Consider the following 23,014-nt stretch of genomic DNA (forward strand, 5'->3'; position numbering starts at 1 on the left):
AACCGGCTGCCGCGCAGCCGCTCAATGCGAATGGCTCGGCACTTCCGCGCCGCGCGTGCCGACCAGGAAATCGAGGTCGCACCCCTCGTCGGCCTGCAGCACGTGATCGATGTACAGCCGGGCGTAACCGCCCTTGCCGAGCTGGCCGGCCACGCCCGGCGCGGCGGTCGGATCGACGTCGGACAGGCGGCGCTGCAGTTCGTCATCCGTAATGTCGAGATGCAGCGTGCCCGCCTCGCAGTCGAGCTCGATCCAGTCGCCGTTGCGCACGGCCGCGAGCGGCCCGCCGGCGGCGGCTTCCGGCGCGACGTGCAGCACGACCGTGCCGTACGCGGTGCCGCTCATCCGCGCGTCGGAAATCCGCACCATGTCCTTCACGCCCTGGCGCAGCAGCTTCGGCGGCAGCCCCATGTTGCCGACCTCGGCCATCCCCGGATACCCGCGCGGCCCGCAGTTCTTCAGCACCATCACCGAGCTTGCGTCGATGTCGAGCGCCTCGTCGTTGATCGTCGCCTTGTAGTGGTCGAGGTTCTCGAACACGACCGCGCGGCCGCGATGCTTGAGCAGCTCGGGGCTCGCCGCCGACGGCTTCAGCACCGCGCCGCGCGGCGCGAGATTGCCGCGCAGGATGCGGATGCCGCCGTCCGCGATCAGCGGCCGGTCGAGCGGGCGAATCACTTCGTCGTCATAGTTCGGCGCTTCGCGCACGTTGTCCCACAGCGACTTGCCGTTCACGGTCAGCGCATCCGGGTTCGGCAGCAGTCCGCCTTCGCCGAGCCGGCGCAGCACCGCCGGCAGCCCGCCCGCGTAATAAAACTCTTCCATCAGGAATCGCCCCGACGGCATCAGGTCGACGATCGTCGGCGTGTCGCGGCCGATGCGCATCCAGTCTTCCAGTTCGAGCGGCACGCCGATGCGGCCCGCGATCGCTTTCAGGTGGATCACCGCGTTGGTCGAGCCGCCGATCGCCGCGTTCGCGCGGATCGCGTTTTCGAACGCCGCGCGCGTGAGGATCTTCGACAGCACGAGCCCTTCGAGCGCCATCTCGACGATGCGGATGCCGGACATGTGCGCGAGCACGTAGCGGCGCGAATCGACGGCCGGAATCGCCGCGTTGTGCGGCAGCGCGACGCCGAGCGCCTCGGCCATGCACGCCATCGTCGACGCGGTGCCCATCGTGTTGCAGGTGCCGGCCGAGCGCGACATCCCGGCTTCGGCCGACAGGAAGTGATGGACGTCGATCTCGCCGGCCTTCAGCGCTTCGTGCAGTTGCCACACGGCGGTGCCGGAGCCGATGTTCTTGCCTTCGAGCTTGCCGTTCAGCATCGGCCCGCCCGACACGACGATCGCCGGCACGTCGCAGCTCGCCGCGCCCATCAGCAGCGCGGGCGTCGTCTTGTCACAGCCGGCGAGCAGCACGACCGCGTCGATCGGGTTGCCGCGGATCGCCTCCTCGACGTCCATCGACGCGAGGTTGCGCGTGAGCATCGCCGACGGGCGCAGGTTCGATTCGCCGTTCGAGAACACCGGGAACTCGACCGGGAAGCCGCCCGCCTCGGAGATCCCGCGCTTCACGTGCTCGGCGAGCTTGCGGAAGTGCGCGTTGCACGGCGTCAGTTCGGACCACGTATTGCAGATGCCGATGATCGGCCGGCCGTCGAACTCGTGATCGGGGATGCCCTGGTTCTTCATCCAGCTCCGGTACATGAAGCCGTTCTTGTCGTTCGTGCCGAACCATTGGGTGGAGCGCAGCCTGGGTTTCGTTGCCGACATCGTCAGTCCTGTGGTGACGGGATACCGGCGCAGTCTAGGCAGAATTTTGATAACTGGCTAATGACGTTTTTGGCGATTACGATATCGATTCCGATATCGATATAAACCCGTACGATGCCCGAAGCCAGCCCGTGGGGAAACCGTGGCCGCCTGAAGACGCGCCAGCTTCTGCTGGTCGTCGCGCTTGCCGACGAAGGCAGCATTCACCGCGCGGCGGCCGCGCTGAACATGACGCAGCCGGCCGCGTCGAAGCTGCTGCGCGAACTCGAGGAATCGATCGGCGCGGTGCTGTTCGAGCGCCTGCCGCGCGGGATGCGGCCGACGCTCTACGGCGACGCGCTGATCCGGCATGCGCGCGCGGCGCTCGGCAGCCTCGACCAGGCGCACGAGGAGCTGGCCGCGCTGAAGGCCGGCCATCTCGGGCACGTGGCGGTGGGGGCGATCACGTCACCGGGCCTGCGGCTCGTGCCGCCGGCCGTCGCCGCGGTGAAGGGCACGCACGCCGGCCTGCACGTGTCGGTCGAGATCGACACCAGCAACGTGCTGCTCGAACATCTTGCGCAGGAGAAGATCGACATCGTGATCGGCCGGCTCTCCGCCGAACACGACAAGCTGCGGCTGCGCTACGAGCCGCTGACCGGCGAGTCGGTGGCCGCCGTCGTGCGGCCCGGCCATCCGCTGCTCGCGCAGGCGCCGCTGTCGCTCGCGGACGTGCAGCGCGCCGCGTGGGTCGTGCCGCCGGCCGGCAGCGTGCTGCGCCACCGCTTCGATCTCGTGTTCCAGCGCGCGAGCCTCGCGCCGCCGGCGAACCTCGTCGAAACGTCCGCGCTGCTGTTCATCACGCAGTTGCTCGAACAGAGCGACATGATCGCGGTGCTGGCCGAGGACGTCGCGCGTTACTACGCGCGGCACGGGATCGTCACGGTGCTGCCGCTGGAGATGGATTGCCGGATGGACGATTTCGGGATCATCACGCGCACCGACCGGCTGCATTCGCCGGCCGTCGCGATGATGGCCGATGCGATTCGCGCGGCGGCGCGGGAGGTGTATGGAATCGGGTTGTGAGGCCGCGGCCGGATTACGGAGTGCCTAGGTAAAGCCTCGCCCTTGCGTCGATGGCAACACTGACGTCGCGGCGGGGACGTGGCTCGTGGCTCCCGGACAATAGACCGGCGATCCGGGTGCCCAGCAAGGCCGGCAGGTCCCGGTCGTCGTCGGCGTCGTGTCCGACGACAGCGTGCCGAGTATCGGCGCGCTCCCCTTTCATCAGAACTGTGCCGTGACCTGGAAACCGACGGTTACCCGTGCCGTCGGAAATCCGGATGGCTTGTAGATCGGCGTGCCGGCAAACAGGTCGTAACCGTAGGCGCCCAATCGGGTCGTGACGCTGCCCTTCACGCCGATCACGGCGCCGGCCAGTTGCGTGCCGACGAGTGTGATCGGCTGCGGACCCCACACGCGGCCGTAGTCGATGCCCGCATATACCGCCTGCCCGGTTTGGCCGATCGGCGCCTGCAGTTCGTTACGCCAATAGAAGCCCCGCGACGCGGCCAGCATGGTTTCCCCGTCGAAGCCGCGCACCGTGTAACGGCTGCCGATCGTCAGGTCGTCGATGTAGTACAGCGTATTGCCCGTGTACTGGCCATGGAACGTCGTCACGTAGCGGAACGGCTGCTGCGCGATGGCGAACGGCACCGACAGGTTCGCGTCGAGCACGGCCATCTTGTAGCGGTAGGTCGGGCCACCGTCGCCTGCCAGGATGTCGTCCTGTGCACCGAATGCGCCAATGCCCTGCCGGTACGCAAGCGTCCCGTCGAACTGCGCGTTGCCGAAATAGTGGCGATCGGTCAGGCCGAACTCGACGAACGTGTTGTTGCGGCGCTGCTGCGGAATCTCCGTGTCTTCGATAAAGCTCTGGCCGAAGCGGCGCAAGAGCCGGAACTGTGCGCCGAACACGTCGTTCTGGCTGCGCGACAACACGCGATTCAGCTTGAAATCGATCGTCTTCGAATTGCCGCTCGCGATGAACGTCTGGTTCACGCCGGCAATCTGTTGGTAATACGTATTGGTGTATGCCGAGAGCGTGGCGGTCCAGTATCCCCACGGGATCGAGTAAAAGCCGTTCCAGCCGTGCGAGCCGAGGCGCTTGTCGCCGAGTTCCAGATCTTGGCTCACGCCGATGTTGAAGATATCGTTCAGGCTCAGCGGATTGTCGATGCCGAGCGACAGGTTGCCCTGTAGCCGGCCGGTCGCGCGCGTGCCCGAGTTGTCGATCGACGCGACCACGGTCCAGGGCTTGCCGCGCTTCACGTCGAGCACGACATCGCTCTCGCCCGGTACATCGGCGGGGACGATCTGCATCGACACGTCCTGGCTCGATACGCGCTTCATTTGTTCGAGGCCCTGTTCGAGGTCGCGCAGGTTCAGCAGTTCGCCATCGCGGGTCGGGAAAGCGGTTTTCCAGGTGCCGCGCAGTTTCTCGTCGGCGAAACGCACGTGACGGATCACGCCGGGGATCAGCGATAACTTCAAGGTGCCGGTCGACAGATCCTGTTCGGGCAACAGCACGCGTGTCGTGACATACCCGCGTGCCAGGATCGCCTGCGACAGGCCCTTGATGAGCACGTCGATGCCTTGCTTGCCGACGCACTGGCCGGCGTAGTGATCGAGCCATTCGCGCGCGAACGCGAAGCGATCCATCGGCAAGGCGGATGCGCCTTGCGATTTCACGGAAGCGGGCAGCGCGTCGGGCACGTCGAGAGAGAAGCGATCGATGCGAAAACACGGCGACTCCGACGGCAGCGTCGGATACCCGGCACTCGCCGTCACGCCCGAACGCACCCCGGGCGCGGAGACAGCACGCTCGCGCTCACGCGCTTCTTCCTGCTGCCGGCTTTGCTGATCGTTACCCGGAATAATCAGCCGCGGCGCTTCTTGCGCCCACACCGCCATGGGTATCAGCCACGCAGCTGACAGAAGCACGGCCGGAACACGGATTGTCATAGTTGTGGTGTTATTGTTTTGATCTTAAGGTTTATGTGCAAAGTGGCCTGGAATCCAAACCCATTCGGTACCGCTCCATTTCCAAAAACCCATGACCCACGTCGTGGTCGACCACGAAGGCAATACGGGTTCCATTTCCGGCTTCGGCGGGGGACGCGGTGGTGCATCCGGTGGTACGGTCTCGCACGCTGCGAGAAGCGCTGACGTGACAAACGCCAGGGCCATGGGCCATTTGGATTTCTTCATCGGTGCCTCAAAGCGAGTGCGACGTTGGCAGATTACGTCTTAAACCACCGAGAAACGCGGCCGATCAACCCTTGCGTAGGAGGCACCCACCCCGGCTTCAGAAAATCGTAGACGTCGTCGTAATGATCGAGAGGCTTGACTGGCATCAGCTCCATTGGCACTAGCGGATGATCAATTTCGACTTGGATACCGCGGCGCCAACACAATTTCGTTTCAAGTGCCCCAAGATATGAAATAAAGTCCTCGTCAATTGGATCAGCACTTTTAATTGACGCATCCCTGGATTGGATTAACGTCTCCAATTCTGCTCGACTACCCTTCAGTAGCAACGAATAGAAGTCGCGACCTCCCGCACACTCTGCTCGCAACGGGTTTTTGCCATTTTTTGCAATTTTTACAATCATCTTTTCAATCTGCTCATCTTCGCCACGAATGGCAAGATGGATCATATAAAGATGGAAGTCCTCACTTAATGGATTTTCCTTATATCTCGCGAATTTCTGCTCCTTAATCGCCAAAATATCGCGCACCACCACTTCGTTATCAGACAAAAGAGCTTCCTGAATAATCGACCCGGTCTCGAAGGACCTCCCACCCGGCTCTCCAGCACTCGCAAGTGCCAACTTGGTAGACAAGAAGTAATTTTGCTTAAAACCGGAGGCATCGTTATCGATAAAGTACGATCGAACACCGATGGCCTTATGGTAACGCGACACGCTGGAAAGTACGGCGCCCCGCTGGAATTTTCTCCGTCGCCCGGAACTTAGACCCTCGATTCTATCCGGCATTGATTTCTCATAGAACGAAATGATTCGCTCCAGATCGTCTCTTTTTTCATCGCCACTCATGGCGTACTCCAATTCGGTTTCACCAAGACCATTCCACTATCGTTGATTCCGGTTACAACCTTTACCAAATTCCCGCTGCTTCTTGCTTGGTCGATAATTTCGGCTGTTCGCACTAGATTTGGATCCTTTGATTTTGACAGCCTCTCAATAGAATAATTAATCCAGTCATCGCTCATCTGTGTTTGCAGACTGCCGTTCTCAGGGTTCAATTGTATCGATCCATTGGAATTCAGCGGCTTGACTTCGTTGACGTACACTTTGTCCCCCTTGATGTAGACGCCGTCGAAGCAATTGACGCCACACTTGCCATCCAGTGGAGTAAAGCCGTTGCGTACGAAGTAGTTGTTCGCCACATACTCCCGCGCCTGTCCCTGCAAGTCCTTGGACGGAAGCTGGTCGAGTTGCGACAGCACACCTTGCTCCGCAGAATTCAGCTTCACCGGCATGCTCTCCATCGTTACCTTGCCGGTGCTGATAAACCCTTTGTTCGTCGGATTCACCGTTCCCGCCAACCAAACATCAATCGACTCACCCACGCGTGCAGCCGTCGACGCGATCTTGTTGGTAAGGATACCGCCGATGACCGTTTCCTCGATCGTGTAATCGGGCTTCACGGAGCCGTTTTGCGTGGCGAAGGAATCCACTCGACTCTGATCACGCTGGCCTGCGCCTGGCGCGATCGAACCTGGGAGCGAACCTAGTACAGAGTTCAGATACTGGTCAGAACGCTGCTCAGGCGTCGCACTAAAATACGTCTGTGCCGCCCCATCGGAGATCATCGGTGAACCGCGTACCAGAATCGGCTTGCCCATATACTGCGACAACATGTCTTGCGCTGTCTGAAGGTTCGCCAGGTAGGAGCTCAGCCCTCCCATTGCGCCTTCGCTGGTCGGATTGTTCGCCGTCTGGATCAGCGTCTGGAGATACGCCATGTTTTCCTTGTTGGCGGTGTCGTCGACCATTCCCTTCGCCGCGCGCTCGAGCATGTCGGTCCAGTAAGTCGTTGCCTTCGCCACGCAACTTGAATCGCCGCGGCATACCGCCTGCGCCTTTTCCTTCGCGAGCTGCTCGACAACCTTCACCTCTTCCACGTGAAGCTGCCGATTGTAAAGCTCGTTGTTCACGGCCGACCCTGCACCTGCCAGCGCACCGGATGAACCGCCACCTGCGACAACGCCAGCCGCCGCACCGCCCGCCGTCGCCACGATCTCGTTCAACGCATTCCGCGCGGCGGCTTGCGCGCTCAGCGGCAACTGACTCACTGTCTGATCGATGATCGGCTGCGCCAGGGACTGCAGAACATCACCGGCCAGCGAACCCGCGATCGCTCCGCCGATGTTGCCACCCGACAGCGCTGCCCCGATCGCCGCCACTGCGGCGTGCAGCGCGTCGCGACCCGCACCGCCTTCGCCGAACAATGCCTTCATCTGCGGGCTGCTGTTTTCCAGCTGAGTCGCCGCTTCCGCCACCGCGAACGTCGCGACCTTGCCGAACGCCTGCGCAAAGGCCATATTGTTCTGGACCTTCTGCAGGTTGAATGTGTTCTCCACCGTCTGGTTCGCGTTCGCGGTGTCGCGCGACAGCCCGGCCGTGCTGTCCGTGCCGTTCTGTTCATCCGACTTCACGACGATCTTCGCCGGGCTCACCGCGGCGTGCGTGACGCCGCTCGCGCTATCACCCGTCTGTGCGAAGCTCGGGCCGCCCGACGTCGAAAACCCTTCCGACGAACCCGAATACGACATCTTGTTCTGGATGTCGGTAAATCCGAGGCTGCCGGTCGTCAGCGTATTGCTGTCGGCTGGCGCGGCGCTCGCGATCTGCGCGCCGTTGAGCTGCGTATGGCCGGCCACGTTGACATCGAACCCTTCCTTGCCTGCCACGATGCCGGTTAGCTGGTTCGCCGACGCATAGTTCGCGTCGATACTGGTATGGCCGATCGACGCATCGACACCGCCACCATAGCCGAACGTAAAGCTGCCACTGACGCCCGTGTTGTGCTGGTTGCTGCTGTAGTTCGACGTATCCTGAAGGCTCGTCATCGTCAGGTCGCCGCCGACATCGACCTTGACCTTGTCGCCTGAAACCTTGGCGCCCGACAACGTCGTGTCACCGCCCGACTTCATCGTCAGCGTGTTGCCGGCCGCCACCGTCGTGTTGGTTTGCGTGATGCTGTCGCCGTTGCCCTGGCCGTGCGAGTTCGAGCCATTCGCGAAGACGCTGATCCCCGTATTCTTGCCCACGCCGATCGCCGCGCCTGCATTCCAGCCGGTCGAACTGTTCGAGCTCGTACTCTGTTCGGTGCTCTGCGCGCTTTGCAGCGTGATCGCATTGTTGGCGTCGAGCGCGACGTTCTTGCCGAGCACTGACGCTCCGGTCATCGCAATGTTTCCGGTGCCCGCCTGAGCGTTTCCGTTTGCGTCCGGTGTGCCCGTCGCGGTGATGGAGACGTTGCCGTTGCCTACGATCGACGAACCTTTCGCGCTCGAAATCGATGTCGTCGCATTGCTGCTGCTATGGCTCGACCCGATGCTGAGCTGTACCTGAACGCCCTTGGCAGCTTCGCTCACGTTCCCGTTCGACAGGGCATTGGCCGCGTCCTTGATCCCGCCGCGGTTCTGGTAAGCCTGTTCGGCAGCCGCCACGGCCTGTACTGCGGCGAGGCGCGAATCGCCCGACTGCTGGCCTTGGCGGACGGCGCCTGCCATCGACTGCCCGAGTCCGACCAGGCCGCCGCCCAATCCGACACTCAAACCCGACTGGCTGAACTGCTGCGACTGCGCGTCCTTGTAGATGTCGTACGCGGCATTTACCGTCACGTTTTGAGCGGCGATACCGACATCCCGGCCTGCCACAATCGTGCTACCGGTAATCGTGGCATCCTTTCCGGCCTGGATCGTGACATTGCCCTGCGATGACCCGATCACACTCCCCTTGTTCGTCACCGAGCTGCTTTGGTCTTGCTGCGCGGCCGAGCGCGAACCTACCGTCACCGACAAACCACCATTCGCCAGAAGACCCGATTCCTTCTTGTCGAAATAGCTGGACGATTGAGTCGTGTCTTGCGAGGTCGTGATGTTGATGTTGCGCGTCGCCTGCAACGTCACGTCGTTCGTGCCAACGACGTTGCTACCCGCCACGTTGATGTCGCGGTTGCTGACGATATTGACGCCGTCGGCTGACACCGTGCTGCCCTGGCTATAGGTCGCCGTCTGGTCGATGCCGCTTGCAACCTGCACGCCGCTCACGACATTGCTGTGGCTGTGCGTTTCGTGTGAGTTCAGCACGTGCGTTTCGGTTGCTGCGCCGATATTCACATCGCCGCTCGCCATCAGGTTCGCATTGCCTTTATCCAGGCTGACCGTGCTGCCGCTGATCGTGAGATCCTTGCCCGACGCCAATGTGACGGTATCGCCGGCCTTGAGCGTTGTGCCTGAGAGCGCCTGATCGGACGTGTGCAGCGTCTCCGCATAGCTGCCGTGACCGTCGCTGCCCGAACTGTTGCTGTTCACCGTCGACGTCGCGCTCGCCGCGCCGAGCGTCACGTTGCCCTTGGCCGCGATCGTCCCGCCCTGGCCAAGGTCGATCTGCGCGCCCTTGGCCGTCAGGTCTCCACCGACGCCGATGCTCGACTGTCCACCAACCGTCACCGAGCTGCCGGTGACCTTGTTGATGTCGGTATTCGACACGCCGTTCGCCCGCTGCACGATCTTGTGCTCGCCCGTCTGCACCGCCCCGAGATCCCAGTTACCGCCGACGTTCATGCCGAGATTGCCGCCGACCGACAGGTTGCCCGCGTTCTGCTGGAAGTTGCCGCCCGTCGTGATCGACGCATTGCCCGCGACGTCCAGTTTCGCGGTCGGCCCAAGCGTAGTCACCACGCTCGTCGCACCGTCGCGGCTCACCCGTGTGTTCGTCTTCGTCGCCGTATCGAGAATCAGGTCCTTCCCGGCGTCGAGCTGCAGGCTTCCGGCCTTCACGTTCGCCGACGTCAGGTCGATATTGTTCTCGGTCTTCAGCGACATCAGCCCGCCGCTTTGCAGCGCGCCGAATGCGTTGTCGATCTGCTTGCCCTGAATTGCCAGCGTGTTGTCCGCCTTGATCGTGCCGCTGTTCGTGAATGACTGTGCGTTCTGGAAATCGATGTTCGTCGCACTGATCAACGGGCCGTCGATATTCTGCTGGCTGGCCTTCGCGAGATAGACGACCGGCACGAGCACCGACTGACCGTCGACCACTCGCGTTTCCATCATGACCACGTTGCTGGTCAGCTTCGACACCTGATCGGCCGACAGGCTCGCGCCGATTGGCAAATCGAGCGACTTCGACAGATCCGCGCCGGCCGCCATCAACGATTGATACGTGGTCTGCAGGTCTGCGTACGGCCCGAGCACGGCCTTGCCGGTCAGCGCCGTGACTTCGTTGCGCACTAGCTGCTGCTCGTAGAAGCCGTCGCCGAGCCGCTTCGGAATGTGCGTGAGGTCGACGCCGAGCTGACCGAAGAAGTAGTCGCTGGAAATGAAATTCTTCTGGTTCGTGAACGCCGGATTCGTTTCGATCACGTAGCTCGCATTCGGCGCTGTCGTCGGCTTGAACAAGCCGCCTTGCGGAATGGTGAGGTTGTTCAGGACGTTCAGCGCCGTTGCACTGGCGATGATCGGATCGACCGGCGCCGACGGACCGCCGTGCACGGCCGACGCACCCGATTTCGCACCGCTCGCGTTACCGCTCAGGTTGGTCGGGGTAAGGCCCGGTACCGACTGCCCCGGCAGCAAGCCAAGCGACGGAATGGATGCATTGCCCGCCGTATTGTTGACGCTGATACCCGTGCCCGAAATCGTGCCGTTCGAACTCAACGTCGAGTCGTATTTCGGCAGTTTGTAATCCTTGATCGACGCCGGCGCCGCCTGGGTGTAACCGCCCGGGCGACCCGTCACGAACGGCGCGTTGCCGAACGGCAACTGCCAGTCGTGTTCCGAATTGTCGTAGTTGTTGTAGTGATATTGGCCCGAGTAGGAAACCGACACGCCCGGCAGCTTCTGGCCGGACGCCGCCCAGCCGTCGGCGTCGTAGTGGGATGGCATCTTGATGTCGCCGACCGCCGCGATGTTGCTCCAGTAGTTTTGCAGTGTGCCGACGGACGACGCATCGATCCTGCCGCCCGACACGATCTGCGCAGCCGGGCTGATGTCCGTCACGGTCGTCGCCGTCGCGCTGTCCGCGTAGTAGGTCGTGAACTGATACGTGCTGTTCCACTGACCGCCATGAGGCGGCTCGGTGTAGACGCCGCCGATGCTGTCCGGATCCTTCACGCCGATCTGGCCCGTGCGACCGCTGATCGGAATGCCGAACTGCGCGAGCGATGCCGGATCGACCTGGCTGGTAGACGTCTTCATCGCGCGGCGCGTGCTCGTCACCTTGTCGGCGTGCAGTTCCATGTCGCCGCCCGACTGGATCAAGGCCGACACGTTGTTGACGAGCGCCGCGTTCGTGTAGTTGCCGCTTGCGTCCTTGCCACCCGCCAGCACGACCTTGCCCATGCCGAAGATCGCCGTCGTCGCCATCGAATCGGACGCAGTCGTGTCGTCGCGGTTTTCGATGTCATGCGCGAGGATTTCGAGCGTGCCGTTGCTGTCCGATCCACCAATCAGCGCGGTCGGGCCGAGGTTCGAGATCGTATTCGTCGCGTTGAGCGACACGCTCGCGCCCACGAGCGCGCCGGTATTGGTCAGGTTGGTCGATTGCGTGTGCAGCAGGCCGCCGGCAGTCAGGGCGCCCACGTTGACGATGGTGCCCGCGTTGACGCTCAGGTTGTTGACCGACTGCAGGTTCGCGTTGTTCGTGAAGGTGCCGGGCAACGTGAAGGCGAGATCGTGCCCAACGTTGAACTGCGTGTCGGACGCCGCCGCGTAGTCGCCCTGCAGGTTCACGTTGGCGTCATGCGTCGCGCTGTATGTGCCGCCACCTTGCAGCGTAGCTGCCGCGACCGACAAGTCGTGCGTCGAGCTGATCTGACCGCCCGTATTCGTGATCGCGCCGATCGTCGTGACGTCCACGTCACCGTGTGAATTCGTGACGTTGCCGATAGTGCCGCCACTATTGTCCAAGGTGTTGCCCTGGACATGAAGCGATGCTCCGCTGAGCTGGCCGCCTTGCGTGTTGCTGATCGATGCTGCGCCAATCGTCACGTCGCCGTTGCCGGTAATCGCACCCATGCCCGATACGCCGCCGGCGTGGCTGTTCGCAATCTGGCTGCCGCCTTGCACCGTCATCTTGCCCGCGCCGAGGTCGACGATGGCGCCGTCCGCGTTATCGATCGAGGCCGATTGAATGGCGAGCGTGCTGGTGTCGCCCGCAGTCGATTGCCCGGCCTGAATGTGGCCACCTCGGTTCGACAGGGCACCGCCGTTCTTCAACGACAGCGATGCGTCAGATCGCAGCAGACCTTGCGCGTTGTTTACGTCACCGGCAATGATCGCGTTGATGCCGCGTTGCGCCGCGAGAATACCGCCGGCGTTATTCCAGGTAGTCGCGTTGACGATGGCTTGTCCCTTCGTCACGATGGTGCCAGCTGCGTTGTTCAGCGCGCTGGCTCCGTTGCCCGCCGCGATCGTCAGCGTGCCCGCGCCGGCATGCGTAATGGTGCCGCCCGAGTTGTTCAACTCGGCCGGCGTGAGCGTCAGGTCCGTGCTGTTGGTCTGAATCACGCCGGCGGCCGAGTTGTCGAGCGTGCCGCTGACGTTCATGCCCATCGCCGACGAACCATACTGCGTGATCGTACCGCCGTGGTTCACGAGGTTCGCGGCCGTCAGCGCAAGCTGATTGGCCTCGAGCTTGCCGCCGCTGTTGTCGAGCGTCGAATCGGCGGTAACCGACAGGTTCGGCGCGACGATCGAGCCGCCCTGGTTCGTCATCGAGCCGGTGTGAATCGTCGCGTTCGTGCCCGCACCGATCTGACCGCCGTCGTTCGCCAGCGTACCGCTGGTGACACTCAGATCCGTGTTCGACAACAGCTTGCCGCTTGCATTGTTCAGCGTGCCGGCGACAGTTGCCGCCAATCCGTTCTGCGCGCTGATCGAGCCCGACGCGTTGTTCAGCGTGCCGTTTTGCGCGACGACTCGACCGTTACTCGCGATCGAGCCGCCGACGTTCGACACCGTGCCCGTCCCATTGCCGAGCGTCAGCGTGCCGGTGCCGGCGTGCGTGATGGTGCCGCCGTCGTTCTTCAGCGTAGCCGGCGCGAGCGTCAGGTCGGTGCTGTTGGTCTGCAGCGTGCCGCTGCTGGAATTGTCGAGCGTGCCCGACACGTTGACGGCCATTGCGCCGGCGCCGGTCTGCGTGATGGTGCCGCCATGGTTCACGACGTCGGTTGCGTTCAACGAGACCTGATCGGCCTGCACGGCGCCGGCGCTGTTGTCGAGCGTCGTGGCGCTGAGCGTCGCCGTCTGGCCGACGATTGAGCCGCCGTTGTTCATCAGATGCGAGCCGGCATCGACCACGACGTTCTGGGCGGCCTGCAGGGTGCCACTACCGTTGTCGACCGACTGGCCCGCAACACGCAGATTTGTATTGGATGTGATCGCGCCGCGGTTGACAACGTTTGCGCCGCGGACCGAAACATCGCCGTTGCCGCCGATGACGCCGCCTTGCGCACCGTTTGCAGTCGTCCCTGCGGCATTGGTCAACTGGCCGCTCGTTGTCACCGACAGGCCGTCGCCGTTGAGCGACGTGATCCGGCCGGCCGTGTTGTCCAGTGACGCACCGGCCACCGTCATGCCGGCCGCGCTTTGAAGCGTGCCATGGTTGTTCGCGATGGCGCCGCCATGCACGTCTGCCGTGCTCTCGGAAATCAGTTCACCGGACTGGTTGGCGATCTGGCCGGCCACGTTGACCGACAGCGGCCCCTGCGATGAAACCTTGCCGCTCTGGTTCGAGAGGGCACCACCGGTCAGCGTCGTGCTGCCGCCACTCGACAGGCTGCCGTGATCGTTGATCACTGTGCCCGAAGCATTCGCCTGTATGGCGCCTTGCGCGCTCGTCGTCGCGTTCGACAGGTTCACATCGCCGGCCGTCGCGTTCAGCGACAGATTGCCGTTCGCTGCGGTCTGGCTGCCGGCGAGATTCACGCTCGCACCGGTCAGTGATGCATTGCCGCCCGCTACATTCTGGCCGGTCGCGTTCAGTTGACCCGATGCCGTCAAGTTCAAGTCGCCGCTGTGCGCAACGGAGCCGTCGTTGTTCACGCCCGCGCCGAGCGTACCGGTCGAACTGACGCTGCCGGCGTTCACCGTCGCGCTCTGCTGCGCGGCGAGCGTCCCGGTGTTCGTAAGATCAGCGCTTGTGCTGGCCGACAGCGATTGCTGCGCGTACGTGGTGCCGCTGTTCTGGATGCCGCCAGCGGCCGACAGCGCGAGGTTGCCGCTCGCCGTGGTCTTACCCGTCAGAACGAGTCGACCGTTCGACTGCAGCGTCAGGTCGCCCGCCTGCGCCGCGATCGTACCGGCGTTGGCCACCCCGACACCGAACTCGTTCGATGCGAGGAAGATCCGGTTGCTGTACATGCCACCCAGCTGACTCACGTCGATTGCAACCGACGGAGCCGGGCCGTCGCCGGCAATCGGTGTCGCGGCGAGCGTGTCGTGGTTGACCTGGGCCGCGCCGGCGATCACATTCAGATTCTTCGCGTAGACCGCCGCGTTTACCTGCACCGCGCGGGCGATGAGGTCCACCTGATCGATATTGGCGGCATTCAGGCCGGCGCCGGCAACCGTCACGAGCCCGCGGTTGACGTTGTAGCCGGCGAGCGAGCCATCAGCACCGTAGTACGGCACGCCCGTTGTGAGGGTTGCGCGACTGGTGTTGATGAAGGACGCGCCATCGAGATAAATACCCGACGGATTCGCGAGAACGAGCTCTGCCCGGGAGCCGGCGATCTCCAACGCGCCGCGAATTTGGGAGGGGTTCGGGCTGTTGACCTGGTTGACGATGATCCGTGCGGCCTGGCCTGCACTGAAATTCGGGTTGCCGTTGATCCAGCCCGCCTGCTGGGTCTGGACCATCGTGGCCGAGTTGTTCAGGATCGCGCCGGCGCGCGAGACGTCGAACTGATTGTAGGTGTTGACCGAGACGCCGGCGCCCGACGGTGCGGCCACGTTGACTTGAGGCAAGCCGTTCGGCGTCTGGATCACATGCGTGCTGGTACCCGGCGCCGGGACGATCTGCGCATCGGCCAAGGTAGGTAGCATGCCGAGCGCTGCGACACCCGCCAGGACGACGCGGGCACCGGACGTCGACGATCGCCGCCGTGCACGTGCCTCGCCCGTCGCCGATTTCCCCTCGGCGGTCGCCGTTTCTGCAACGGCCACCACCATACCCCGAAGCCTGGAATACACCAAGCGATGCGCATTTTTATTCATTCTTGTCGACGCGGCCCGCGTCCATTCATTTGGTCATTGACCGCGAGCTTACTGAAACGCCGAAGAATGACTGTCAAATATTGCCAAGCTGTTGAATGAGAACCACAAATTTCGAATTCCAGACGCGTCTGATTGACGTGCACTCGAACATCTCTGGTCGAGTTCCCACAGCACATATACGGCACATCAGATCGAATTCTCGTGCGTCTGTCGTATGCGCACCCGTTACGTACTCCGGACCAAACTGCGAACTAAAATTGATTCACGGTTGAACGTTGGGATGTGCAGTTATTCGTGCAAGGATCTTCTGAGATTTGTCGGAAGTCGCCCATTTAACCAGAGCGTGCGCTCCGCTACACCCACGGCTCCTCGAGCCCTTCGGTCCGCAACGCCGGCTGGACCGCCGGGCGCGCGAGCACTCGCTGCAGATAGCCGCCGAGTACCGGCCGCTGCCGCGCCGGCTCGGCAAAGCCACGCGTCCAGCGGCACAGCATCAGCGCGTACGGATCGAGCACCGTGTAGTACGCACCGGGCAGCCCTCCGGCGGGTGTCGGCATCAAGCAGCGGCGAACTCGATCACCGGTTCGCAGCGGATCGGAAAATTGACCGAGTTCGCGATATAGCACTTCGCGTGAGCATCGTGATGCAGATGTGCAGCCCGCTCGCGATCGTCGCCGGCCTGGATCGTCACGTGCGGGCGCAGCACGATTTCCGTGAAGCGGCCCTCATCGGCGCTGTCGACCATCGTGCCTTCCGCGTCGTCGACATAGGCGAGCACGCGAATGCCCGCTTCCGAGCACAGATGCAGATACCAGAGCTTGTGGCACGCCGATGCCGACGCCAGCAGCAGGTCTTCCGGATTCCAGCGCGAGGCATCGCCGCGAAACGCCGCGTCCGACGAACCGGGAATGTCCGGCTTGGAACCGGCCCGGATCAGATGATCCCGCCCGTACTCGCGATACCCCGATGTGCCGGTGCCGCGATTGCCCGTCCACTCGACTGCGACGCGATACTTGTGTTCGCCAGATGCCATCTCGCTCTCCATTGATGTGGGTTGCTTCGGCCGGGCCGGATGTCGTTTGACGAAGCCCGCCTGCGATCGCCATTTTGGCACCGGATTCCTGTTTGGTATACCATTATTCCAAATTGACGGAACATGCAGGCATGGAAGCCAAACTCGATTCCACCGCGGACGCGGTTGCCGCCTCGTTGCGGGACATGATCATCAACGGCGAGCTGGACGCCGGCGAGCGGCTCGTCGAGCGCGACCTGGCCGACCGGTTCGGCATCAGCCGGATTCCGATGCGCGAGGCGATCCAGCGCCTGGAGCGCGAAGGCTTGCTGGACATCTTCAGGAATCGCGGCGCCGTCGTGCGCATGCTGAGCGCGTCGGACGTGCAGGAAATCTACGACCTGCGCGCGCTGCTCGAAGGCGACGCGATCTACCGGAGCGTGAAGCGGCTCGACGACGAAACGCTCGCACGCGCCGAGCTCGTCCATCGTTTGCTCGGCGATGCGGCCGTGCCGCGCCGGCAAGGCGAACTGAACCGCGAATTCCACGCACTGCTGTATTCATGCTGCGGCAACGCGCGGCAGTTGAAGACGATCGCGGAGCTGCGCAGCCAGGTCGAACGGTACGAGCGCCTGCAGGCGACGCTGCTCGCGGATACGCCGTCGTTCCAGGTCGAGCACGAGGAGATCCTGCAGGCGTGCCGCGAACGCAATGCGCGTGCGGCTCGTTCGATGACGGTCGCGCATCTGGAATCGGCCAGAAGCATCGTGATGCGGCTCGTCGAAGGCGGGTGAGGACGGCCGTGCGTTTGCCGCTTGCCGTTTGCTAAGGCGGGCGCCACCTGATGCCGGGGCGCAACGATCACGACAGCGACCTCAACCTACTCGCCGCCACCACGCGTCAAACCGACGGCGTCGCGCCCCCGCCCGCCACGCGGCCAGTCGTACCCCGCACCACCAGTCTCGGTAGCGACGCGACACGCACGCTCGACGCCGCATCGCGCTGGCCACCCGCCTCGCGCAGCGCATTGAGCAGCTCGACCGCCAACCCGGCGGCCTCGGCGGTCGGGATCGCGACGGTCGTCAGCGTGGGCCGCGTGTCGCTCGCCAGGTGAATGTCGGTGATCCCGACGATCGACAGATCATCGGGCACACGCCTGCCGCGATCGGCCGCCGCATGCATCGCGCCGATCGCCGGCAGGTCGTTGGTCGCGACCAGCGCGGTCAACTGCGGGTGCTCGTCGAGCAACCACCCCGCCGCAAGCACACCGCCTTCGATCGAATCGGGCTCGGCTGCGACGATCGACGCATCGAGCCCCGCTTCGCGCATCACGTCGACGAAGCCGTCGTAACGCGCCGCCTGCACGCCGCCCGCCGACCCTCCGACGATCACGCCGATGTGCTCGTGGCCCAGTTCGATCAGATGCCGCGTCGCGATCCGCCCCGCCTCGCGGAAGTCCACCGCCACGCACGGCAATCCATCGGGCGGCGCCTCCGGCCGCTCCCACAGGCACAGCACGACCGGCACGCCACGCGCTGCCACATCGAGCAGATCCGGCAGATGCAGGTTCGCATTGGTCACGAGAATCCCTTCGGAGATCGTGCCGGCGATCTGGTCGAGATATGCACGCCCCTGCAACGGATCTTCGTTCGTGTTGCAGACGATCAGGAACTGCCCGTTACGCCGCACCGCGCGCTCGACCGCCAGCGCGAACTCCGGGTAGAACGGGTTCGCGATGCTCGACACCATCAGCGCGACCGTCGGCGCGCGCCCCTCCGCCAGCGCCCGCGCGGCGAGATGCGGCCGATACCCGAGCGCCGCCACCGCCTCCAGCACCCGCGCCCGCGTCGCCTCGCCCACCCGGCCGCGGTCGCGCAGCACGTTCGACACGGTTGCGGCCGTCACGCCGGCGCGGCGCGCCACTTCATCCAGGGTTGCCATCGCTTGCTCACTATATGAGACGTCTATCCAGTATTTGCTTCGCTTACCGAAGCGGCGCACTATCGCTGCACACCCTGCCGCCCGACCGACGGGCGCGACTCGGCCGCGATCGCATCGCCTCTTTTTTTGATCGCGATGATTAAGCGCTTAATCACTGATGAAGCGCATTAGAACATGGAGCGGAGACAATGGCGAGCATCTCGATGCGGCGCGTGCAGAAAGCCTATGGCGATCACGCGCCGGTCATTCGCGACGTCGATCTGGAGATCGGCGCGCACGAGTTCTGCGTGTTCCTCGGGCCGTCCGGATGCGGCAAGTCGACGTTGCTGCGGATGATCGCCGGGCTCGAGGATCTGAGCGCGGGCGAGCTGTCGATCGACGGCCGCCGTGTCGACGACGTGCCGGCCGCCGAACGCGGCGTCGCGATGGTGTTCCAGAGCTACGCGCTGTTTCCGCACATGACGGTCTACGAGAACATGGCGTTCGGGCTGAAGCTCGCGCGCGTGCCGAAGGCCGAGATCGACCGGAAGGTGCGCGATGCCGCGCGCATCCTGCAGCTCGACACGCTGCTCGACCGCAAGCCGAAGGCGCTGTCGGGCGGGCAACGGCAGCGCGTTGCGATCGGCCGCGCGATCGTGCGCGAGCCCGGCGTGTTCCTGTTCGACGAACCGCTGTCGAATCTCGACGCCGCACTGCGCGGCCAGACCCGCATCGAAATCGCGAAGCTGCACCGGCAGTTCGAACGCGCGAGCGTCGTCTACGTGACGCACGACCAGACCGAAGCGATGACGCTCGCCGACAAGATCGTGCTGCTGCATGCCGGCGCCGATACCGCGCAGCACGGCAGCATCGCGCAGGTCGGTGCGCCGCTCGACCTCTACCACCACCCGGCGAGCCGCTTCGTCGCGGGCTTCATCGGTTCGCCGCGCATGAACTTCCTGCCGGCCGTCGTGACCGCCTGTGATGCGCATCGCACGACCGTCACGCTCACGCCGTCCGGCGAAACCTTCGTACTGCAACGTGATGGCTCGGCGCTCGGCGCGGGCGCCACCGTGACGCTCGGCATTCGCCCCGAACACCTGACGCTCGGCGCCGCACACGACGCGACGGCGCTCGCACGCGACGTCGCACTCGTCGAACGCCTCGGCGAACAGACTTACGTGCACCTCGACCAGCCCGGCGGCCACTCGCTCATCGCGAAGGTGCCCGGCGACGCGCAGGTGCGCAGCGGCGAACGCGTGCGCGTGCATGCGCCGGCCGCGGCCTGCCATCTCTTCACCGAAGACGGCCGCGCGGTACCCGCGTGCGCCGACGTCCACGTTCACCATTACGCATAAGGATCGGGCATGCGCCTCGGAGTCTGTTACTACCCGGAACACTGGCCGGAAACGATGTGGGCCGACGATGCCCGCCGGATGAAAGCGCTCGGCATCGAGCAGGTGCGGATCGCCGAGTTCGCGTGGAGCCGCATCGAGCCGTCGCCGGGCGAATACGACTGGGGCTGGCTCGATCGCGCGGTCGACGTGCTCGGCGCGGCCGGCCTCGAGATCGTGATGTGCACGCCGACGGCGACGCCGCCGAAATGGCTGGTCGACCGCCACCCCGACATCCTCGCGATCGGCGCGGACGGACGGCCGCGCGCGTTCGGCTCGCGCCGCCACTACGACTTCTCGTCGCCGACCTATCTCGAGGCGTCGCGCCAGATCTGCACGGCGGTCGCCGAACGCTACGGCCGCCACCCGGCCGTGCGCTACTGGCAGACCGACAACGAGCTGGGTTGCCACCAGACCGTCGTCAGCTACTCGCCGGCCGCGCTCGTGCGCTTCCGTGCGTGGCTGAAGGCGCGCTACGGCACGATCGACGCGCTGAACCGCGCGTGGGGCACCGTGTTCTGGAGCATGGAATATCGCCATTTCGATGAAGTCGACGCGCCTGTCGGCACCGTGACCGAGGCTCACCCGTCGCATCGCCTCGACTACCGGCGCTTCGCGTCGGACGAAGTCGCGCGCTATCACCGGATGCAGGTCGACGTGATCCGCGCGCACTCGCCGGGCCGCCCCGTCGCGCACAACTTCATGCAGCTGTTCACCGAGTTCGACCATTACGAGGTGGCGCGTGACCTCGACATCGCGACCTGGGACAGCTATCCGCTCGGCGCGCTCGAGGAGCAGTGGTTCGCACCCGACGTGAAGGCGCGCTGGCTGCGCACCGGCCATCCCGACTTCGCGTCGTTCAATCACGATCTCTATCGCGGCATGTCGAAGCTGCCGTTCTGGGTGATGGAGCAGCAGCCGGGGCCCGTGAACTGGGCGCAATGGAACCCTGCACCGCTGCCGGGCATGGTGCGCCTGTGGAGCTGGGAAGCGTTCGCGCACGGCGCCGGCTGCGTGTCGTACTTCCGCTGGCGGCAGGCGCCGTTCGCGCAGGAGCAGATGCATGCGGGCCTCCACACCCCCGATGACCAGCTCGACGAAGGCGGCCGCGAGGCGCAGCGCGTCGCGCACGAGATCGCGGCCGTGCACGACGCCGGCGCGGATGCGGATGGCGCCGTGCGCGCCCCCGTCGCACTGGTCTTCGATTACGAAGCGAAGTGGCTGTTCGAAGTGCAGCCGCAGGGCGCCGATTTCCATTACCCGCGCTTCGCGTTCGAGTACTACTCGGCGCTGCGTTCGCTCGGCCTCGACGTCGACATCGTGTCCGCGCACGCGCCGCTCGACGGCTACCGCCTCGTCGTCGTGCCGCCGCTGCCGGTCGTCCCGGACGATTTCGCCGCGCGGCTCGCCGCCTCCGGCGCGCAGGTCGTGCTCGGCCCGCGCACCGGCTCGAAGACCGTCGACCTGCGGATCCCGCCGACGCTGCCGCCCGGCACGCTCGCGTCGATCCTGCCGGTACGCGTGTGGCGCGTCGAATCGCTGCGGCCGAACGTGGCCGAGCGGGTCGACGGCACGCTGCGCGACGGCGCGCCGCTCACCGGCAACGCACGCCACTGGCGCGACTTCGTCGAACTGCATGACGACACGCACAGCGTCGTGCGTGCGCGCTTCGCCGACGGTCACCCGGCGTGGGTATCGCACGGCACGCTGCACTACTGGGCCGCGCTGTTCGACGACGCGACCACCGCCCGGCTGTTCGCCGATGTCGCGGCCGAGGCCGGCCTCGCGCCCGCGCCGCTCGGCGACGGCGTGCGCGTAAGCCGGCGCGGCGGCCTGACCTACGTTTTCAACTATGGCGACGCACCGCACACGATCGACGCGGTGCCCCCGTCCGCGTTCGTGCTCGGCACGGCCCAAGTCGGGCCGCAGGACGTGGCCGTGTATCGAAGCCGTTCGTAGCAACCGCGACCGGCGCCACGACGCGCCGGTCACGCACAACGACACCCAGGACTGGAGACACGTATGACCCATCGCCCCCTTCGCACCGCCGCCCGGCTCGCCACGGCCGCCGCTGTCGCACTGGCATCGCTCGGCATGACGGCGCCCGCCGATGCCGGCACGCTGACGATCAACATCGCGTTCAAGGGCGCCAGCCAGCGCGCGGTCTGGCAGTCGACGATCGAAGCGTTCCACAAGGCGCATCCCGACATCGACGTGAAGGCGACCTTCGTCGACGAGGAAGCGTACAAGGTGCAGCTCCCCGCGTGGCTCACGACCGTCGCACCGGATGTCGTGAACTGGCACGCCGGCGAACGGATGGCGTACTACGCGAAGCGCGGGCTGTTCGAGGACCTGAGCGGCGACTGGACGAAGAACGGCTGGGGCACGATGTACGCGTCGACGCGCGATGCATCGTCGTACAACGGCAAGCAGTACGCGGCGCCGACCGTCTACTACTCGTGGGGGCTGTTCTACCGCAAGGACCTGTTCCACAAGGTCGGCATCGCCGACGAGCCGAAGACATGGGACCAGTTTCTCGACGCGTGCAAGAAGCTGAAAGCGGCCGGCATCACGCCGATCGCGGTCGGCGGCCGCGACGCATGGACGCTCGCCGGCTGGTTCGACTATCTCGACCTGCGCGTGAACGGCAACGTGTTCCACCAGCAACTGATGGCCGGCGACGTGCCGTACACCGACCCGCGCGTGAAGAAGGTCTACACGACGTGGAAGTCGCTGATCGACGCAGGCTACTTCATCGACAACGCGCTGTCCTACGATCTCGACGGCGCGCAGCCGTTCCTGTTCCAGGGCAAGGCCGCGATGATGCTGATGGGCACCTTCATCGCGGCGGGCTTCCCGCCGAACGTGAAGCAGGAAATGGGCTACTACCGCTTCCCGATCATCGATCCGAAGGTGCCGACCGCCGAGGACGGCCCGGTCGAATCGCTGCATATCCCGACGAAGGCGAAGAACAAGGCCGACGCGCATACGTTCCTCGCGTTCGTCGAAACGCCCGAGATGGGCGCGAAGCTCGCGGAGGGGCTCGGCTCGCTGTCGGCCAACAGCAAGTCGCCCGAGCCGGCCGATCCGGTCTCGCGCATCGGCTTCCGGATTCTTGCCGACACGAAGGGCGGCGTCGCGCAGTTCTACGACCGCGACATGACGAAGGAAATGGCCGACGAGGGGATGAAGGGCATGCAGCAGTTCGTCGCGAATCCCGCGCAGCTCGATACTGTGCTCGCGCAGCTCGAACAGACCCGCAAGCGCATCTACAAGAAGTAACCGCGTGACCCAACCGGCGGCCCCGTGCCGCCGTGCCCGTTCAGGAGGCTTGCCGTGTCCAGTCCGATCACGTCCCCCCCGCCCGCCGGCGCGGGCGCCGCGCCGCCGCCGCGCAGCGCATCC

The 23,014-nt window shown here is 64.6% G+C and carries 12 protein-coding genes and 1 pseudogene; 5 read left to right on the plus strand and 8 right to left on the minus strand.

The annotated features are described in order from the left end of the window. Positions 1-21: 21 nt before the first annotated feature. Complete coding sequence (locus G3N96_RS21085; RefSeq protein ID WP_069252773.1) at positions 22-1,773, minus strand: IlvD/Edd family dehydratase; 1,752 nt, start codon at positions 1,771-1,773, stop codon at positions 22-24. 114 nt (positions 1,774-1,887) lie between these two features. Between G3N96_RS21085 and G3N96_RS21090 the strand changes: the two genes are divergently transcribed. Next, positions 1,888-2,838 carry a LysR substrate-binding domain-containing protein gene (locus G3N96_RS21090; protein WP_174973911.1) on the plus strand — a complete coding sequence of 317 codons (951 nt, stop codon included), beginning with the start codon at positions 1,888-1,890 and terminating at the stop codon, positions 2,836-2,838. A 201-nt stretch (positions 2,839-3,039) separates the two neighbouring features. Here G3N96_RS21090 and G3N96_RS21095 read toward each other — a convergent pair whose 3' ends face one another. The 6 genes and pseudogenes from G3N96_RS21095 to G3N96_RS21120 all read right to left on the minus strand — a co-directional run bounded on the left by G3N96_RS21095 (position 3,040) and on the right by G3N96_RS21120 (position 16,316). Then, the gene (locus G3N96_RS21095) at positions 3,040-4,776 is read right to left on the minus strand and encodes a ShlB/FhaC/HecB family hemolysin secretion/activation protein (RefSeq protein WP_206138351.1); all 1,737 of its coding nucleotides are present in this window, start codon (positions 4,774-4,776) and stop codon (positions 3,040-3,042) included. 24 nt (positions 4,777-4,800) lie between these two features. After that, positions 4,801-5,022 carry a CDI system lipoprotein BcpO gene (gene bcpO, locus G3N96_RS21100; RefSeq protein ID WP_206138352.1) on the minus strand — a complete coding sequence of 74 codons (222 nt, stop codon included), beginning with the start codon at positions 5,020-5,022 and terminating at the stop codon, positions 4,801-4,803. A gap of 32 nt (positions 5,023-5,054) precedes the next feature. After that, on the minus strand, positions 5,055-5,870 hold the full coding sequence (locus G3N96_RS21105) for an Imm49 family immunity protein (protein WP_241022758.1): 816 nt from the start codon (positions 5,868-5,870) through the stop codon (positions 5,055-5,057). Next, a complete protein-coding gene (gene bcpA / locus G3N96_RS21110) occupies positions 5,867-15,283 on the minus strand; it encodes a contact-dependent inhibition toxin BcpA (protein ID WP_206138353.1) in 9,417 nt (3,138 codons plus the stop codon). Before bcpA ends, G3N96_RS21105 begins: the two co-directional genes overlap by 4 nt. Before the next feature lie 353 nt (positions 15,284-15,636). Continuing rightward, positions 15,637-15,819: pseudogene (locus G3N96_RS21115) on the minus strand (glutathione S-transferase); the annotation flags it as partial. A 20-nt stretch (positions 15,820-15,839) separates the two neighbouring features. Then, positions 15,840-16,316: an OsmC family protein gene (locus G3N96_RS21120; protein WP_206138354.1), complete on the minus strand. Its 477-nt coding sequence runs from the start codon at positions 16,314-16,316 to the stop codon at positions 15,840-15,842. Positions 16,317-16,447: 131 nt separating this feature from the next. Between G3N96_RS21120 and G3N96_RS21125 the strand changes: the two genes are divergently transcribed. Next, a complete protein-coding gene (locus tag G3N96_RS21125; protein ID WP_206138355.1) occupies positions 16,448-17,089 on the plus strand; it encodes a GntR family transcriptional regulator in 642 nt (213 codons plus the stop codon). A gap of 106 nt (positions 17,090-17,195) precedes the next feature. Here the strand turns inward: G3N96_RS21125 and G3N96_RS21130 are convergent, their stop codons facing one another. Beyond that, entirely contained in the window at positions 17,196-18,236 is a 1,041-nt protein-coding gene (locus tag G3N96_RS21130; protein ID WP_206138356.1) for a LacI family DNA-binding transcriptional regulator, read from the minus strand. A 188-nt stretch (positions 18,237-18,424) separates the two neighbouring features. On the opposite strand from G3N96_RS21130, the gene ugpC reads away from it, so the two are divergent. The 3 genes from ugpC to G3N96_RS21145 all read left to right on the plus strand — a co-directional run bounded on the left by ugpC (position 18,425) and on the right by G3N96_RS21145 (position 22,891). Beyond that, positions 18,425-19,573 (plus strand): sn-glycerol-3-phosphate ABC transporter ATP-binding protein UgpC, encoded by a 1,149-nt coding sequence (ugpC, locus tag G3N96_RS21135; RefSeq protein ID WP_206138357.1) that lies wholly within the window; start codon positions 18,425-18,427, stop codon positions 19,571-19,573. Positions 19,574-19,582: 9 nt separating this feature from the next. Beyond that, on the plus strand, positions 19,583-21,568 hold the full coding sequence (locus G3N96_RS21140) for a beta-galactosidase (RefSeq protein WP_206138358.1): 1,986 nt from the start codon (positions 19,583-19,585) through the stop codon (positions 21,566-21,568). A 63-nt stretch (positions 21,569-21,631) separates the two neighbouring features. After that, entirely contained in the window at positions 21,632-22,891 is a 1,260-nt protein-coding gene (locus G3N96_RS21145) for an extracellular solute-binding protein (RefSeq protein WP_206138359.1), read from the plus strand. Positions 22,892-23,014: the final 123 nt, after the last annotated feature.

Source organism: Burkholderia sp. Se-20373 (assembly GCF_017104705.1).
Lineage (GTDB): Bacteria > Pseudomonadota > Gammaproteobacteria > Burkholderiales > Burkholderiaceae > Burkholderia.